Origin of the sequence: Faecalimicrobium dakarense (genome assembly GCF_000499525.1) — a bacterium.
GTDB lineage: Bacteria > Bacillota > Clostridia > Peptostreptococcales > Peptostreptococcaceae > Faecalimicrobium > Faecalimicrobium dakarense.
On record NZ_HG529241.1, the window covers coordinates 12463 to 29740 of the forward strand.

26 protein-coding genes are annotated in these 17278 nt (G+C 25.9%); 22 read left to right on the forward strand and 4 right to left on the reverse strand.

The features are described from left to right. The first annotated feature begins 119 nt into the window (after window positions 1-119). A complete protein-coding gene (locus BN899_RS02350; RefSeq protein ID WP_042272426.1) occupies window positions 120-431 on the forward strand; it encodes a hypothetical protein in 312 nt (103 codons plus the stop codon). 116 nt (window positions 432-547) lie between these two features. Beyond that, the gene (locus tag BN899_RS02355) at window positions 548-1108 is read left to right on the forward strand and encodes a GNAT family N-acetyltransferase (RefSeq protein ID WP_042272429.1); all 561 of its coding nucleotides are present in this window, start codon (window positions 548-550) and stop codon (window positions 1106-1108) included. 93 nt (window positions 1109-1201) lie between these two features. Here the strand turns inward: BN899_RS02355 and BN899_RS02360 are convergent, their stop codons facing one another. Genes BN899_RS02360 through BN899_RS02370 form a run of 3 tightly spaced genes read right to left on the reverse strand, consistent with a single transcriptional unit; the run spans window position 1202 to window position 2831 of the window. Next, window positions 1202-1576: a hypothetical protein gene (locus BN899_RS02360; RefSeq protein ID WP_052356515.1), complete on the reverse strand. Its 375-nt coding sequence runs from the start codon at window positions 1574-1576 to the stop codon at window positions 1202-1204. Next, on the reverse strand, window positions 1573-2460 hold the full coding sequence (locus BN899_RS02365; RefSeq protein WP_052356516.1) for a M56 family metallopeptidase: 888 nt from the start codon (window positions 2458-2460) through the stop codon (window positions 1573-1575). The genes BN899_RS02360 and BN899_RS02365 overlap by 4 nt, the downstream gene beginning before the upstream one ends. 5 nt (window positions 2461-2465) lie before the next feature. Next, window positions 2466-2831, reverse strand: a complete 366-nt coding sequence (locus tag BN899_RS02370) for a BlaI/MecI/CopY family transcriptional regulator (protein WP_052356517.1) — start codon at window positions 2829-2831, stop codon at window positions 2466-2468. A gap of 232 nt (window positions 2832-3063) precedes the next feature. Between BN899_RS02370 and BN899_RS02375 the strand changes: the two genes are divergently transcribed. The 8 genes from BN899_RS02375 to BN899_RS02410 all read left to right on the forward strand — a co-directional run bounded on the left by BN899_RS02375 (window position 3064) and on the right by BN899_RS02410 (window position 7737). Beyond that, a complete protein-coding gene (locus BN899_RS02375; RefSeq protein WP_042272432.1) occupies window positions 3064-3450 on the forward strand; it encodes a VOC family protein in 387 nt (128 codons plus the stop codon). A gap of 42 nt (window positions 3451-3492) precedes the next feature. After that, the gene (locus BN899_RS02380) at window positions 3493-4296 is read left to right on the forward strand and encodes a class I SAM-dependent methyltransferase (RefSeq protein WP_042272435.1); all 804 of its coding nucleotides are present in this window, start codon (window positions 3493-3495) and stop codon (window positions 4294-4296) included. A 35-nt stretch (window positions 4297-4331) separates the two neighbouring features. Beyond that, window positions 4332-4952 (forward strand): hypothetical protein, encoded by a 621-nt coding sequence (locus BN899_RS02385; protein ID WP_052356518.1) that lies wholly within the window; start codon window positions 4332-4334, stop codon window positions 4950-4952. A 100-nt stretch (window positions 4953-5052) separates the two neighbouring features. Continuing rightward, window positions 5053-5370 (forward strand): hypothetical protein, encoded by a 318-nt coding sequence (locus BN899_RS02390; RefSeq protein ID WP_042272438.1) that lies wholly within the window; start codon window positions 5053-5055, stop codon window positions 5368-5370. Between the two features lie 127 nt (window positions 5371-5497). Then, window positions 5498-5830 carry a hypothetical protein gene (locus BN899_RS02395; RefSeq protein ID WP_042272441.1) on the forward strand — a complete coding sequence of 111 codons (333 nt, stop codon included), beginning with the start codon at window positions 5498-5500 and terminating at the stop codon, window positions 5828-5830. 276 nt (window positions 5831-6106) lie between these two features. Further along, on the forward strand, window positions 6107-6685 hold the full coding sequence (locus tag BN899_RS02400; RefSeq protein ID WP_042272444.1) for a helix-turn-helix domain-containing protein: 579 nt from the start codon (window positions 6107-6109) through the stop codon (window positions 6683-6685). Window positions 6686-6913: 228 nt separating this feature from the next. Beyond that, window positions 6914-7243: a hypothetical protein gene (locus BN899_RS02405; protein WP_042272447.1), complete on the forward strand. Its 330-nt coding sequence runs from the start codon at window positions 6914-6916 to the stop codon at window positions 7241-7243. Between the two features lie 50 nt (window positions 7244-7293). Beyond that, on the forward strand, window positions 7294-7737 hold the full coding sequence (locus BN899_RS02410) for a hypothetical protein (RefSeq protein WP_042272451.1): 444 nt from the start codon (window positions 7294-7296) through the stop codon (window positions 7735-7737). A 45-nt stretch (window positions 7738-7782) separates the two neighbouring features. On the opposite strand, the gene BN899_RS02415 is transcribed toward BN899_RS02410, so the two are convergent. Next, window positions 7783-9591, reverse strand: coding sequence for a M56 family metallopeptidase (locus tag BN899_RS02415; RefSeq protein ID WP_042272454.1), 1809 nt, complete (start codon window positions 9589-9591; stop codon window positions 7783-7785). A 309-nt stretch (window positions 9592-9900) separates the two neighbouring features. Between BN899_RS02415 and BN899_RS02420 the strand changes: the two genes are divergently transcribed. The 12 genes from BN899_RS02420 to BN899_RS02470 all read left to right on the forward strand — a co-directional run bounded on the left by BN899_RS02420 (window position 9901) and on the right by BN899_RS02470 (window position 16892). Next, window positions 9901-10467 (forward strand): GNAT family N-acetyltransferase, encoded by a 567-nt coding sequence (locus BN899_RS02420; protein ID WP_052356519.1) that lies wholly within the window; start codon window positions 9901-9903, stop codon window positions 10465-10467. Between the two features lie 111 nt (window positions 10468-10578). Next, the gene (locus BN899_RS18880; protein ID WP_154658874.1) at window positions 10579-10719 is read left to right on the forward strand and encodes a hypothetical protein; all 141 of its coding nucleotides are present in this window, start codon (window positions 10579-10581) and stop codon (window positions 10717-10719) included. A 131-nt stretch (window positions 10720-10850) separates the two neighbouring features. Next, the gene (locus BN899_RS02425) at window positions 10851-11996 is read left to right on the forward strand and encodes an AI-2E family transporter (protein ID WP_042272461.1); all 1146 of its coding nucleotides are present in this window, start codon (window positions 10851-10853) and stop codon (window positions 11994-11996) included. A 311-nt stretch (window positions 11997-12307) separates the two neighbouring features. Further along, window positions 12308-12568, forward strand: coding sequence for a hypothetical protein (locus BN899_RS02430; RefSeq protein WP_042272463.1), 261 nt, complete (start codon window positions 12308-12310; stop codon window positions 12566-12568). A gap of 208 nt (window positions 12569-12776) precedes the next feature. Then, entirely contained in the window at window positions 12777-12968 is a 192-nt protein-coding gene (locus tag BN899_RS02435) for a plasmid mobilization protein (RefSeq protein WP_021367413.1), read from the forward strand. A gap of 24 nt (window positions 12969-12992) precedes the next feature. Beyond that, window positions 12993-13799, forward strand: coding sequence for a DNA adenine methylase (locus BN899_RS02440; RefSeq protein ID WP_042272469.1), 807 nt, complete (start codon window positions 12993-12995; stop codon window positions 13797-13799). Between the two features lie 16 nt (window positions 13800-13815). Then, window positions 13816-15078: a type II restriction enzyme gene (locus BN899_RS02445; protein ID WP_373276236.1), complete on the forward strand. Its 1263-nt coding sequence runs from the start codon at window positions 13816-13818 to the stop codon at window positions 15076-15078. A 193-nt stretch (window positions 15079-15271) separates the two neighbouring features. After that, complete coding sequence (locus BN899_RS02450) at window positions 15272-15610, forward strand: hypothetical protein (RefSeq protein ID WP_042272472.1); 339 nt, start codon at window positions 15272-15274, stop codon at window positions 15608-15610. A gap of 84 nt (window positions 15611-15694) precedes the next feature. Next, a complete protein-coding gene (locus BN899_RS02455) occupies window positions 15695-15952 on the forward strand; it encodes a Mor transcription activator family protein (RefSeq protein WP_021367418.1) in 258 nt (85 codons plus the stop codon). A gap of 24 nt (window positions 15953-15976) precedes the next feature. Then, window positions 15977-16225: a hypothetical protein gene (locus tag BN899_RS02460; protein WP_042272474.1), complete on the forward strand. Its 249-nt coding sequence runs from the start codon at window positions 15977-15979 to the stop codon at window positions 16223-16225. Window positions 16226-16296: 71 nt separating this feature from the next. Beyond that, entirely contained in the window at window positions 16297-16587 is a 291-nt protein-coding gene (locus BN899_RS02465; protein ID WP_021367435.1) for a DUF960 family protein, read from the forward strand. A gap of 17 nt (window positions 16588-16604) precedes the next feature. Continuing rightward, the gene (locus BN899_RS02470) at window positions 16605-16892 is read left to right on the forward strand and encodes a hypothetical protein (RefSeq protein WP_042272477.1); all 288 of its coding nucleotides are present in this window, start codon (window positions 16605-16607) and stop codon (window positions 16890-16892) included. Window positions 16893-17278 lie beyond the last annotated feature (386 nt).

Consider the following 17278-nt stretch of genomic DNA (forward strand, 5'->3'; position numbering starts at 1 on the left):
TGTATATTATGTAACAATATATGTATTTTAAGCACAATGTTATACATTGCTATATAAAAATGGATATAATCTACTTATAGGAGTACAATTATAATTTTTAATGATGGGGTGATGTAAATATGACATTAAGTATAATAATCCTAATTGTAGGTGTTTTAGGTGTTGTACTAGGGGGAATAGTTAGAAAATATAAAATGGGTTACCTTGTGCAATGGGTAAATTTAAAAAAGTATGATAATGATAAAGTTGCTGATATTATGGGGGCTCATGTAATAGTATTAGGGATATGCTTAATAGCAATCGCTAGTGTAAATTATGTACTAAAAAATACTTATCAAGATATAATTGTAATTACAATGGTATTGTCTGGTATTGCAATAGAATTAGGAGGCTACTATAGAATTTACAAATATGCAAAGCTAGAAAATTAGTATATTTAAATGTTAAAAAGCATCTGTTTTAGTAGATACATTCTAAATGTCAAGTTCTGATATAATTAAATAAACAATTATTATATTATTAATCAGGAATATATAAGGGGGATTTTATGAATCACAGGGGAACAAAAAGAATAGACACTGAAAATTTAATTTTAAGAAAGTTTGAACTATCAGATGCAGAGGCTATGTATAAAAATTGGGCGAATGATTCAGATGTTACAAGGTTTCTTACTTGGAAACCAATTGATAGCATTGAAGTTTCAAAGAATATTATAAAAAGCTGGATAGATGAATATAAAAACGAAAATTTTTACCAATGGGCTATTGTATTAAAATCAAATGGAGATGAATCTATTGGAACTATCAGTATTGTACGCCAGGATGAAGAAATCGGAATGGTGCATGTTGGTTATTGCATAGGAAGAAAATGGTGGAATAAAGGAATTACTTCAGAAGCACTAAGTGCTTTAATTAAATATTTTATAAATGAAGTTAAAGCAAATCGTATTGAATCAAGACATGACCCTCTTAATGCAAACTCAGGAAAAGTAATGATAAAATGTGGAATGAAATATGAAGGTACAATGAGAAAAGCAGATATAAATAATCAAGGAATTTGTGATTACTCTATGTATGCTTTACTTGCTGAAGATTATATTAGGGAATAATTTTATATGTTAAAGTTTTAATGTATTTTTAGAAACTAATTTATTTTAAATACAATAAAAGCACTCCTTATTTAAAGAAGTGCTTTCTATATATTAATTAGTATCACCTTTATATAAAGAATCTGTATTAATTGAATATGAAACATCTGAGCCAATTAGTACTCTTTTACATTTACCAGTAAGTAGAAAATCCATAGCATAATCTACTTCTTCTTGTGTCAATTCATCGAACTTTCTATCTTGATAAAATTCCATTTCATCTTTCACATCACTTATTTTAACCTTCTTAAGATTATTTTTTAGCTCTTCATCTGTTATTACCTTAGGTTTTACTTGAGAGTTTTCATTAGAGTTTGGATTAATTTCATTATTTATTTCAGTTTGGTTAGCATAAGCTGTATTTTGTTTGTATATTAGATTAAATGATAAAATTGATAATGCTGAAATACCACATAAAAATAGTGTCATAAGTGTTCCTTTTTTACGTTTTTTAAATTCATCATTCCTTCAATTCTCCTTTTAATTAAATTAATTTGATTAGCATTAAATTGAGAGTCAAGTATAGTAGCTTTTAAAGTATTTCTATATCTTAATGTGTTAACTAATACTAAAGCATACTCTTTGATATCATTTATATTAGATTTTTTAAGTACTTTTTCGTCGCAAGAAAGTTCGCATTGCTCATCGAAGTATACTCTTAATATTTTTATTAATGGATTGAACCAGTGAATTGCACAAGCAATTATTAATAATAATTTTAATAAATTATCTTTTCTCTTAAGGTGTATTAATTCATGTCTAAAAATCCACTTTAATTGTTTTTTATCATAGTCTTTATTAGGTATTATTATTCTACTACCTAAAATTTTGATTAAAGCAGGGGAAGAAAGACCATCAACTTTAAATATATCAATATTTTTCTTTATATTTAAAGCTTTCTTTTCTTCTTCAAATATATTTAATACATTATAATCAGAAACATTAGAAGCTACATTTTTTAGTTTATTATAGAACATAATCTGTTTAGAAATATTTTTAAGTAAAAAGTAAAGAGCTCCAATGATCCAAATTATAAATAGTATTTCGGTTTGATTTAATAAACTGATGTTTTCATTGTTTAAATAGTATATATTTTTCAAAGATGTGGTATTTTGAGCTTTAAAAAAATAAGCAGGTAAGTATATTTGTATGTTTGATATAAAAAGCATTCTTAAAGTTATCAAGATGCAAAGTATGTAATTAAATTTATAAGTATACTTACTCAGAAATTTATTTTTTAATAGAGCTATTAATATAATAGGTATGCTTATATATACACTGGTTTTTAAGATATCATATATGATATAGCTCACATTAATTACCTACTTTCTATCCATTCTTCTAAGGCTTTAATATCTTCTTCTGATATATCCTTAGAATCATCAAGCGCTGATATCATACTAGATAAAGAGTTGTCATGCATAAAACTAAAGAAGTCTTGAGTTTCAAATTTTAGATATTCTTCACTATTAATTAGTTGATAATAAAAGATGTGTCTACCTTCTTTTTCTGATTTTAAAAATTCTTTTTCCACTAGTCTCATAAGAGTTTTAGATGTAGTTCCCTTTGACCAATTGTACTCTTCATTCATAAATTTTGTAATATCAACAGAAGCTACTCTAGGTTCTTCTTGAGCCCATATGTACTTCATAACTTGAAGTTCTGTTCTAGGAATCTTTTTCAAATTTAACACCTTCCTTTCTTACGGCAGTTGCCTACCTTTGTAATTAAAGTGTAGTACGACAATTGCCTTCTCGTCAACATATTTTTATTAAAATTAATATTTAAATTTTTTAATTACAAGGAAATAGATGAGTTCATAATAAGAAGCTACAAGTTCTGCTATAATTAAATTAAAAATTGTTATATTGTGCCAAGTATAACATTAAATTGATTTAATAAGGGGGAAAACTACAATGAAAGCAGAAATTAATCTTATTACAATTTGGACAAATGATATAGATAAGATGAAGAGTTTTTACAATGTGGTTCTTGGATTCAATATTAAAAATGACCTTGGAAATTATGTTGAATTTGAAAATAGTGGAGTAAGATTTGCTATTTGTATGAGGGAAGTTATGTATGATTATAGCAAAGAATATGAAAAAAATGTATTTGGGCAGGTTTTTGAACTAGCTTTTCCATGCGAAAACCCAAGTGATGTAGACAAGTCATTTAAAAAATTGATTGCAATGGGAGCAACACCTATCTATGAACCACAGGATATGCATTGGAGTCAAAGAACAGCATTATTTGCTGATCCAGATGGGAATATACACGAAATTTTTGCAGAGATTAAATAAATAGTTATACGTAATTTTATAAATATAAATGTGGGGGATAACATGAGTACACAAGTAGAATATGATAAAATGAATTGGCTATATAATTATCTATACAAAGATATGTCAACAGATGAGATTAAAAATTTAGATTTTATAAAAGAACATAGAGAGTTACTAACTAACTATTCAAAGAAAGAATCAGTTTTAATTGATGTTGCTTGTGGTAATAGGGTTCAAGCGACAGCATTAGCTATACAAGGTTATAATACGATAGCTACAGATATAAGTATGGAAATGATTAAGTTAGCGAATGAATTTTCTAAAAAGCATAACGTAAAGCTTGATACATATCGAAAAGCATGGATTGAGTTACCTAATATGTATTCTAATGAATTTGACATTGTATTCTGTACAGGCAACTCTTTAGTACATTCTCCAGACTTTAAATCAAGAAATGAAAATTTAAAAGCATTATCAAGTATACTTAATATAGATGGAACTCTTGTAGTTGAAACTCGTAATTGGGAAAAAATTATAAAAGATAATAAAAAATTTACTGCATATAGCAAGATATCTTATGAAGGAATCGATTATGTTCCATTATATCATTGGAATTTAAATGGTATGGAAAATGAATCTAATGTGGAAATTATATTCCAAGAGATAAATAAAAATGGAGATGTGACTTTATATGAGAGTAGCTTAAGTTTCACACCATTTTCACATGATAGTCTTGTTGATATGATGATAGATTTAGGCTTGGAAATAACTAAAGATACATACGACTGTAATGAAGATTGGTATTATATATATGGAAAAAAATTAAACTATAAATTAGAATGTGATAATACTAATAGTAAATAAAATCAAGCTTTAAAGCTGAATTAAGGAGATTTTAGATGATGTATGAAGATAGTAATGAATCATGGTCAATTTTTACTTCCAAGGATGATTTATTAAATTTTGTTATATTTACAGGTTGCATGTATAATTTAATTGAGGACAAAAACTTTGATGAAGAAAATGAGCGTTGGCCAACTAATATAATTATTTCAAATTTTGATGATTTGCATTTTGAAGAACTTAAATTACAGTGGAACGAATGGTTTACTAATATTATTGATGAAAAAATTAGTAATACCAATTTAAATGGAATGTGTAGCCTTATTGAAGAAAATTATGACGTAAATAGTTTTTCAGAACTTAAATGTGTTGAATTAAGAGAATGTTGTAAAAGTGCATATCCTCATTTTGTTGATTGGTGGAATATGCAAGCTGGTGGTAAAAATGCACTGTCTTTTTATGAGTTTATGAGTAATAATAAAATTTCTGAATATGTTAGTGAATTAGAAGGAAAATTAAATAAAAAATCTAAACCATTTAAACTATACTTAGATATGGTATATACAGGGGTTCCTAATGTATTAGATGTTAATGATAACTATATAATAGTTACGCCTAATGGATATTTTGATTTAAGTAAAGATTGGTGGCTAAACAAGCTAAGTAAGTTAATATAGTAAATTGAAATATAAATTAGTCCATTTGATAATTGATATGAAATGTATAGTTGTATATAATTAAATGTATAGTTCTATAATATATAAAAGGGGGATATATATGAGTTTTGCAGGAATTCCATGTACAACAATTTTAAAAATTGAAAATAATACAGGGGAAGTAATAAGCTACATCGACTTTATCTACAATTCAGATGAAATAAGTACAAAAGTAAAAAATATAAAACCTAATGAAAATAAACAAACAGGGGTTAGGACTTTATATGACGTTAGAGATTTAAAAATGATTATAAATGGAGTAGATAAGGAATACTTAATAAAAAGTGAAATACCTCAGGGGTATAGTAATACAATTACAATAGTAATTAATAGCATTAATTCTGACAACTGTGAATTTGATATACAAGAAGGAGAATAAATACTATTTCTTAAATAGAACTATATTTTAGGTAGGAATATCTGTATCTTATGTAAATTTGCAGATATGGATATATAAGAACCGATATAATGTAAATATATTGTAAATAGAAAAGGTGGGGATAATTGTGGCAATATTAGCATATTCTTTGTGTCTATTATCTATATTTTATATGATTTATAATTTTAAAAAAAATGGAAAAGATGCATTTACTTTGACACCATATAAAATAGATATAAATAAATTAGATTTAGAAAAAGAAAAAATGATAGTTAAGATGTTAAGCGTTCAATATATTCAAATTTCCATGGCAATATTAACTAATATAGCTATAGAAATTTTAGCTATAGCTAATAGTTGGGATAAAAATATTTCAGTAGCTCTTTGTATGATTTTAATGTTTGTAATTTTCTCTCAAGTTTTTACTGTAAACAAAAGAATAAAAAATGTATTAGGATAATAATATATTCATGATATTAATGTATTTTAAATTAACAGAGTATTAATCTAAATTATTACTCTGTTTTTTATGTTCAAGAAAACATCTACTTTAGTGGACATATTTTTATAATATAAGTTGCAATACAATTAAGACAATAGTTGTTGTAAAATATAGATAAATGCGTATTTGTAGAGTGTAAAATACTTTTGACATGGTGAAAATAGGCAATATCAAATACTTTTGATAGTAAAAATTTATTTGAGGTTATAGACTAATAGTGCAGGAGGGCATTGTATGGAGATTGGAAAACAAATAAAAAAATATAGAACAGAAAAGGGGCTTTCACAAGAGGAATTATCTGAAAAGATATTTGTATCTCGTCAAACTATCTCAAATTGGGAAAATAATAAGAACTACCCTGATATGAAAAGTTTATTATTGCTAAGCTCACTTTTTAATGTCTCTCTTGACATATTAATTAAAGGAGACCTTGAGGAAATGAAAGAACAAATTAAAAAAGAGGATATTGATAAATTTAAACGTGATGGTAAAATTTTCGAAATACTGTCTATTTTAACTATAATATCACCTGTTCCACTTATGAAATTTATGGGAAAAAAATACGGTTTTGTAATTTGGATCATCATTTTCATAGCAGCAATGTATTATTCTATTAAAGTTGAAAAACATAAAAAAAATAATAACATCCAAACATATAGAGAAATACTTACTTTCCTAGATGGAAAGAATTTGGATGAAGTTCAAAAACATCAAGAGTATGGAAAGCGACCATACCAGAAATGTGCAATTGTAATAGGTTTTGTTTTATTAACGATAGTCATCACAATAATTATGGCATATATATTATTATAATAGCTAAGTTATAATTTATAGTAATATGTAAAATTAGACTAATAAATTATCATACTTAATAGTAAGGGGCTGTAATATTTAGTGCCCTTTTTTTCTGTTCAATAAAACGTATGTTATTATGGACAATTTACAAAATAAAGATATAATATAGATAAATTAGAAAATTGAATATTTAAGGAGAATAATTGAGAGAGGAAGTCAATATACTTTATAAGTATATGTTTATTAATGATTATCTTATCTTCATGTGGTGAAAGTGATAATAAGTTAGAAAGTATGACTACAGAAAACAATAATGACTATGTTTCAATTATTTGGGGAGATAGGACTTATATCCCTTTTTGTGTTATTGACAATAGCGAGAGAGGAGCACAAATTGGTATAGTTAATGGAGATAAGGATGACCAAGTATTTGAATATAAAGACCATTCAACAGATAATTGGATAATTTCATTTTATAAATCTGGAGAAATGGATAATTCTATGTTAATGAAAGAGATAAATGTAACAGAAATACCTAATAATTTACAGTCTGAATATGAGTGGAATAATAAATAGGTTACAAATACTAATAGTTAAGAGATTAATATAAGGGGTATGGAGATTTTATGAAAAAGAAATCAATAATAATAGTTGTAGTTTTGGCATTATTTATAATCATATCTATAAAAATAAATAAATTAAATACTAATCAAGAAGAGTCAAATGATGTTAACGTTCAAATACATACATATGCATACGAAACAAAGAGCACACCAGAGAAGTACGACACAGCATTATTTCCTGAATATGTAACTGAAAGTACAAGTACTGGTGATTTTTCAATATATTTAAGTAATGTAGAATGTGAAGATGAAAGAGAAGAATTTAATCTAAAAGATGTTTATTTAGAAATATCATCTAAAGATAAAACTAAAAAATATGAACTTAATAAATCAAATTCGTATAGAGTATCATTTAAGAAAAAAGATTTACCCAAAGGAAGTTATAAAATGAATTTAATAGCTACATATAAAAATGGGTTAGTTAAGACACTAGAAGTAAATAATTAAACTAAAAAACCGATAGCATCTGATATAGAAGCTATCGGTTTTATTTTAATTACTTATAATCTTAGTAAAAAGATCTTTTTGATTTATAATATCGTTTAAATTTATAACTATAGAATTATTATATCCTGGCCCAGGTTTATTATTTGATGTAGAAGAATCAAATAAAGGTGTATCAGAGTTATTATTTGAAAATAGCTGTAGGAAAAGTATCCTACCATCTAAGCCATAATAAACTATTAATTTACCATTGCCTTCTAATATTATTCTTTTACTAGAATTTTTAAAATCTTTATATTTATTCATTATATCATCTTTTGTTAGAGATGGATTTTTTTGAACATCTTTAACTATTGAGATATATGTATCATATAACTTTTTATCTGCACCATTATAATTTATACTATTTGATATTTTTTCTAAAGTATTTAAGCTTATATTATCAAGAAGTACCCCAAATGATTTATCTTCATCGATCTCTGGATTATTTTTTAAATGTGAAACGTATAAATCAAATTCATCATTTTCTTTAGTATCTTTATAATTTAAACTAGAGAGTTTTTGAGTTTTTGGTTCATATCTTAATGTAAGATACTTTGATTCTTGTTTAAATATCTCTTCACCTTTAGATTTATTATCTTCTTCAGGTGTTATATTTAAAAGTTTTAAAATATTTTCAACATCAGATTTAGTCATAAACTCATTTGACTTTTTCTTTCCAATTATATCAAAGTAGATTTGCTGAATTTCACTTAACTTATCATTACTTTTAAGGACTTTATTTTCACTACTTTTGGCACTAGACTTTGCGCTAGTTAAAAATAGAGGAGATGCAACTACTAAAATTAATACCCCTACTAAAGTAATAACTATGCCATTTTTCTTTTTATTTTTCATAAATTTTATATTCATAATTCTTTTTTCCACCCCTTTTTTATTATCAGCCATGCTAATTATATTTGGATAAAAACCTAATCTGTTAATTTTTGAAACTACATTTAATAATGTAATTCCATAATCGTTATATTCATTACGTTCTAAACAAGAAAGTACCTTTTCATCTGTGGCTAGTTCAATATCTTCTCTCATTTGTTTAAATAAATACCATATAAATGGATTGAACCAATGTATCGATTGAAGGACTATTAATACACAATTCATAACATTATCTTTTCGTTTGAAATGTGACAACTCATGTAAAAATATATATTCTAAATCTTTATCATCTGAATCAATAATACTTAAAGGAATTACAATAGTTGGCTTAAAAACTCCCATTATAGCTGGAGAGCGTATTGTATCGCTTAGAATTAATCTAATACTAGATTTTATATTCATTTTTTGTTTAGATTTAAAAAATAAATTCTCTAGTCTTGAATCTAGAACTATTTGATTTTTCTTTAAATTTTTAATTAATAAAATATATGAAAAGCTAAAAAGTATTATAAATCCTAAACATACAATCAGCCATATATAACTTAGATTAAACTTATAATTTATAGAAGTTGTTTCTATAGGCGTTATAGGATTGTTATTTCTTTTTATACCCTCTATATTTGTATTAATGTTTTTGCCTGTATCAGTATTTTCAATTTTATGTATTTGCTTATTTATATTACTTTCGTTTATTGCTACGCCATTATAAATAATATTTTTAGTTTCTATTTTGTTGAATATACTAAAGTTACTTTGTGGACCGAAAGGAAATATAAGCTTTATAATTAATAGCATCCAGATTAAGTAAATCCACTTAGGTGTTAATTTATTCTTAAAAACAACTTTAATAAGTAATATAAAAACACCTATAACACTTGCATAAAAAGTACTTTGAACTATAGTTTTAAATAATTCATTCATATTATTTTGCTCCTCATAATAAACCCCCTGATTAAAGATTACAATTGTAATTCTAAACTAATATTACACTTGTAATCCAAAATTGTCAAGGTAAATTATTCCATGAGGTTAATGAAAAATAAAATTAATAATATATAAAATAACTAAAGTGGACTGAAATTGCATTTTTTAGGAGTGAAATTAATAACTATATATATAATTATTTTTTTAAATCAAAATATATATTATAGAAACTAATAATTCTAAAGTCAAATAAAAAATAATAAGATATAAAGTGATTATATATAAGGTTTAATTGGGGGGCTAATTTTGATTAGAATTGAAACCGAAAGATTAGTGATTAGAGAATTTTCTATTAGTGATGCAAAAGATTTAAATAAAATAGAGAATCAATCACATATTTTAAAATGGATGCCGGATTTTGAAAGTACTATGAATGAAACTATAACTTGGATTAATTGGAGAATGGGTCAATACTTAAAATATAGCAAAGAAAATCCAACTTTAATACTGGGAATCACTTTAAAAAAGACTAATAAATTAATAGGTTTTATTGGAATTGACTCTAAAGAAGAAGTAAATAATGAAACAGAAGTTGCATACTTTATAGACAATAAACATATTAACAGAGGATATGCAACAGAGGCTAGTCAGGCTATTATAAATTGGATTTTTAAAAATAGTGATATAGAATTTTTAATGGCAATAATTCAAATTGGAAATCAATCATCCCAAAGGGTAATTGAAAAAGTGGGTTTTGAAAAATTAGCCACTAAAACCTTATTTGTACTTGGAGAAAAGGAAGATAGAGAGTTTTATTATTATAGATTGTATAGAGATGATTATTATTGTAGATCTTTTGAAATTAATAAGTGATTAATCTTTTATTTAAATTTAATAATGTAGAGCATTATATTACTTTGGGGTATAATATAATGTATAGGCTATTATAAGTCTATATTATATTTTTTATAAAAGGAGAGGCATATGAACATACTAAAAGATAATTTTAAAAAATTTTTAGTAATACCAATATATGCTCTTTATGTATTAATATTTGGGCTTTTATTAGGAGTTAGTTTTGGTAAAGATCCTTGGGATAAACTTGTTTCTTGGGGAGACAGATAAGAATACTTACTTATGTAAGTATTTTTTTTATTTTGATAAATATGGTAGTATATAATAAAAATGTATAATAGAATGTGACAAATTTAGGAAGAATATACTATAGTATTTTAATACTATCTAGGAGGACATTAATGAACAAATTGAAAGATTTAAAGTTGAAAAATCAACTTATTATTTCTACATATATAATGGTTTTTCTGGTTTTAGTAATAAAGCCGACACTAATACCAAACGTTTTAAGAAAATTAATAATCGCATTTAAACCATTTATAATAGGTGGAGTAATTGCATTTTTGATCAATATTCCTATGAAACTTATTGAAGAGAAGTTAATAAAACCTTTAGGAAAAAAATATAAGACCATAGAAAAAATGTCAAGAGTAATAGCTTTAGTGTCTACACTTATAATTGTTTCTATTTTAATAAGTGCATTTATAAATTACATAGTACCTCAGTTAATTGATAGTTTAATAACTTTAACTGATGGTATTCCAGATTACATAAAATCACTACAAAGCTACATAACTGAGAATTTAAATAAATTAGACTTAATTAAATATTTAAATGCTGATATACCATCACTAATTCAAAAGGGATTATTATATCTTAGCAATATTACAAATATGCTTATATCTAATTTGTTTAATTTTACACTTGGGATAACTAATTTCTTTGTAAATTTATTTTTAGCTATAATAATAGCTATATATATTTTACTGAGTAAAGAAAAACTTTCTATACAATTTAAGAAAGCAATATATGCTTTTATAAGTGAAAAAAAATGTGAAAAAATAATTTATGTAATAAAGTTAACTCATCATAAATTTTCTAGATTTATATTAGGACAATCTACAGATGGATTAATATTAGGAACAGTATTTTTTATTGCACTTTCATTATTTAAAATACCATATGCATTACTTATAAGTATATTAATACCTATTTCTAACTTTGTTCCGATTTTTGGGACATACTTAGGTATAGCAATATCTGCATTTATAATCCTTATGGTAAAGCCTAATGTAGTAATACTATTTTTAGTAATAATAATTACCATACAACAAATAGATGGGAAGTTTATATATCCAGTAGTAGTAGGAAACTCATTAGGGCTTTCTTCTTTATGGATACTACTAGCTATCGTTGTTGGAGGTAATTTATTTGGGATTTTAGGGATGTTATTAGGAATGCCACTCTTAAGTGTAGTGTATGAAATATTCTCACAAAATGTAAATAAAAGACTTGAAGATAAGGACATAGATGTTTCTAATAAATAATTTAGGAAGATGATTATATGAATTTTGATATGTTATCAAGTGATTTACTTACAACGGAAGAAGTTATAAGTAAATTAGTATAAGATAATAAATATAAAGCTATATCATTAATTTGATGTAGCTTTTTTTATTGAATACAATATAAATTAAAATAATAATAGTAATGAGTTTTTAGAATAAATAATAGTGAACCGTATCACAAGTAACGGAGCGCGGTTTTAATATTTTTACAATTAAATAATAAATCTTTGTAAAAAGATATATTATTGGATATAATTGTTATTAAGTAAAAAGTAAAGGGGTTAATAACAATGGCAGATAATTGTATAGTTTGTGGTAAATCACTTAGTATCTCACAATATAGTGAAGATGGAAAGTATAAATCATGTCCAAGCTGTTCTCAAAACAATGGAAAAGAACATGTTTACTATGAATATCCAGAACATTTTGGAACAACGCAAAAAAGGGCATCAGCAAAAAGACCAGAAGGGCCTCAAAGTCACTGTGAAAGTTGTAGGTTTGACAGGGGAACATATCCAAAAGAGACATTGTGTAGAGAAATAAATAAATAGAGACGTATATAAATTTACTTAAAAAGAGGTAATGCTATTTGAATAGGATTACCTCTTTTTTATTTAAAGGTAGTAATTAGTTAACTCTATTGTATTAAGAAAGTAAATACTATATAATGAAATGATGTGGTAACGAAACGTAGTAACAAAATATAGTGACAATAACAAAATAACATAGATTGAAAATAGAATATAAAAGGGGTATAAAATGACTAATTTTATAGAGGATAATAAAGATGAGTGTATTAGATTTAGAGTAAGTAAAAAACAAAAAGAATTAATAAAATCAATGGCTAAAGATAGTAATTTAAGTATGACAAGGTTCTTATTAGAGTTACTTGAGTTAGCAAGAACAGATAAAAATATATTAGAAAAACTAGGAGGAAATAAAGTTGAGTAGAAAAAAAATAGCCTTGTAGCTCCTGTGCTTAAGTGGGTTGGAGGTAAGAGACAGCTAATTCCAGAAATAGAAAAATATTTTCCAGACAAATATTCAACTTATTACGAGCCATTTATTGGCGGTGGAGCAGTATTGTTTAATTTTCAACCTAAAAAGGCAGTAGTTAATGATATAAATGAAGAACTAATAAATCTATATAAAGTAGTGAGAGATGATGTTGAGTCTCTAATAAAAGATTTAAAGAAGCATAGAAATGAATCGGAATATTTCTATGAAATTAGAAGTTTAGATAGAAATAGAGAAAAGTATGAACAATTGACAGATATTGAAAGAGCATCCAGAATACATTTCTTGAATAAAACGTGTTATAATGGATTATTTAGAGTAAATAATTCAGGAGAATTTAATTCTCCATTTGGAAAATACAAAAATCCTGATATAGTGAATGAAATTACATTAAGAGCAGTAAGTAAATATTTTAATAATAATGATATTAGTTTTAAATGTGGAGATTTTGAAGATTCACTAAAAGGAATTAGAAAAGGGTCTTTTGTTTACTTAGATCCACCATACGATCCTGTATCTGATAGCTCTAATTTTACAGGATATGCAAAAGGTGGATTCAATAGAAAAGAACAAGAACGATTAAAGGAGCTATGTGACAAATTAGATTCAAAAGGAGTTAAGTTTTTATTATCAAATTCATCAACTCCATTTATAATGGATTTATATAGTGATTACAAAATAGAAATAATAAAAGCAAAAAGATCTATAAACTCAAAGGGTGACAAGAGGGGAGACGTAGATGAAGTGCTAGTGAGAAACTATTAGTAAAAGTAAAAATGATATAGCATGGGAGCAAATATTTAAAAAGTATAATGTATTAGAAGAAATAACTAATATTGGATATTTTAGAGTAACTGCATCTCAGATTGGTGAGTTTAGGGAGGCTAGATTAATGGCTAAATTCGATCACAAGAGTCAGTTGCCTGAAATATTTAAAAAGCATAGTCTTTCTATATTACCAATAACAAGAGGGAGTTATATAATTTCTCAATTTGAAGCATATAAATCTTTTGAAGAGATAAACACTGAAATTACTAAGGTAAAATTTCCAGAGTATATAGAAAGTATAGATTATGAATGTATTACTAGTGAAGCTATGGCTATAAATTGTGCATATGTATCAGGCATAATAGCTGATTTTATGGAAGATGAAAGAATACTTCCTGTCGTAAGTGGAAGAATGAGTTCTTTAGAATTTGAATTTATTATAAACAATACAAAACAAAAGGATAAACTTCCAGTATATGTAAGTAATTCGCAAATTGAGATAGATGGTGGATATGAAGGGATTGAAAATTTAGCTTTAATAGAAGCTAAAAATTCTATTTCTGATGACTTTTTGATAAGACAATTATATTATCCATATCGACTATGGAGTAAAAAAGTGTCTAAAAAAGTTAAGTCTATTTTTATGACATATTCAAATGATATATTTTCATTTTATGAATATAGTTTCTTAGATCCTAAAAATTACAATTCACTAGTTTTAGTAAAGCAAAAGAATTATATAATTGATCAAGAAGATATTTCATTAGGTGATATTTTATCAATCCTACATGATGTAAAATTGAAAAAAGAACCAGAGATACCATTTCCACAAGCTGATAATTTTAAGCGAATAATAAATTTATGTGAGCTACTATTAAATGATGATATGAATAAGGAAGATATAGTATCAAAGTATGATTTTGATCCTAGGCAAGCAGATTACTATACAAATGCAGGGATGTATTTAGGGCTAATAAAGAAAAAAGATACTAATCCTATAATATATTCTTTATCAAACATAGGGAAAAAAATTATAAGGCAAAAACATAGAGCAAGACAGTTAAGTTTAGTAAAATTAATATTAGAGCATGAGGTTTTTAATAAATCAATTAAATTATATATAAAAAAGGGAGAAAGTCCTACTAAAAACGAAATAACAAATTTGATGAAAGAGTCATATATACATAATGTAAAATCAGAGGTAACAATGATGAGAAGATCATCAACTGTAATAAGTTGGACTAACTGGATTCTTTCTTTAGTAAATATTGATTAAAATAACATAGTCACCCTTGGTAAATAGATATATTTTGAGATACTACATATTTGTGTAGTATCTTTTTAAAATTTAAAATAAGTATTTGTATTAAAATTTAGTTTTGAATATATATTATAATTATGATAAAGCTAGATGAGGTTAAAAAACTTCATTTAGCTTATTTTGTTTTCAAAATAAGGAGGAAGATACAATGATAATAAACATTTGGAAAAAACAAGATTTAGAATTAGCGGAGGAAATACCAACAGAGGTACTATCTGCAATAGAAACTACTATAGAACTACTAGATGAAAACTACGGTATAGAAAGAACGGCAGAAGACTTAGGTGGATACGTAGCAGTAGTAGATAAAGCTGGAATAGAGGAACTAAAACAAAATCAACTAAAAGGAATAATACCTGAATACATAGACGAAATACAAGGAGCTGAATACATTTCAGCTCTATTTTTGTGTTCAAATGATTTCTCAATAGTAGTTGTTTGCAAGAAAGAATTAAAGAGTCTAATAGAACTAAATAAGGAACAATAGGTGGAACTTTTCAAGGGATAATTACAGAAGAAACTTTCCGTAGAAGTCGTTATTATTAATAAGTACCGACAGAGGAGGTGGAGCATGAAAAAGGACAAGAGTGACTATAGAGGAATCTATGCAGAAATGGTAGAGATTTTAGGAGAAGAAATAGTAAAGATGATACATAAACACTATAAAGGTCAGCAGATAAATCTACCTATGAAGCTTCATTCAAATGAATACGTAGAAAAATACATCATTGAAAATAAAGATAAGAAGAGCCTAAGAGAAATGTCTAGAGAACTAGGTTACTCTGATAGATGGGTAAAGAGACTAATAAATAAACTTAATAAAGAATAGCACAATTTGGAGGAGAATAATAAAATGATACTGGGAGTAATAGCAATAATTTTAGCAACAGTTATATTTTTTCTAGTAAATTCAATGCTAGACATAACATATTTTGGATGTGGAGCAATAGGAACTCTTTGGTTTGGATGTTTTGTCATAGCGTACATAATATTAACTTCGCTAGGAGGAATTTTCATAGGGTTATTAAAGTGGATAGTAATAGGAGGAGTAATATTAGGGATAATAGGATTAATTGCAGGGGCAACAAATAAAGGAGAATAAATATTAACTAAAGAGATAGTCGATAAAAAGACTATCTCTTTTTCTATGTCTAAAAGAAAGGATGAAGATAAATGTTTGATAAAGATAGATACTTAACTAGAGGTGTTTCAGAGGAAATACCATTAGAAATACAGATACTACTGTGGTCAATGATAGTAGGAATAAAAATAAAGAAAGACTATTTACAGGTGTTTGAAATAGAGCCTATAAAAAATAGGTTACTTAAGATAGAGCATAGGCAGGAAATACCTAAGTATAAAAAAGGGCATGTAGTAGTAAATACAGGAATAAATTCTAAAGTAAAGATATTTGTAATAGACGATGGGGAGTATTCAACAATGATGTTGAGTAGTGAGTACTAATAAAAAGGAGAAATGAAATGAGTAAAATAATAAAAGAAACTAAATACTGTAAGGTACTTAGACAAGCTAAAATTAGAGAAGATAACATAGCTTACGGAATAGAAAAAATATTTGTAAAAGAACTAAATCAAGAAGAAATAAGATTTGTTTACTTTAAAGATACATACAGACAAGAGGAACAATTAGTACCAAGACCATTGGATTTACCAGAAGAAGATTTACTAAAATTAATTGAAGTTGCAATAAAACAAAATGTGTTTTCAAAAGAGTTTTTAAATAATTTAAAAGAAATAGTAACTAAGTAGATTGATACTAGGAGGTTAAAGATGACTGTAGAACTATTTGTAGCGGGAGTAACATTTGGAATAACAACATTTAAAACTATAATAAATCAAAGGAAAGAATATTTAAAAAAATAAAGGAGGAAGTAAAATGTGGGGATTTGTAATAGGAGCAGTAATAGGTTTAGGAGTTTGTATAGTAGTTGAAATAATGGTTTCTAACAAAGCTATATTGGTATAAAATAGTAATAAGGTTGACATAGTTAGCCTTATTTTTTTGACAACAAGTAAAAATTGAAAGGAAATTAGACGTATGAAATACTATGATTTAAAAGAATTAGTACCAGAAATAACAGGAGTAGATGAAGAAGATTATATTCTATGGCAGTCAACGCTTAAAGATATACAGA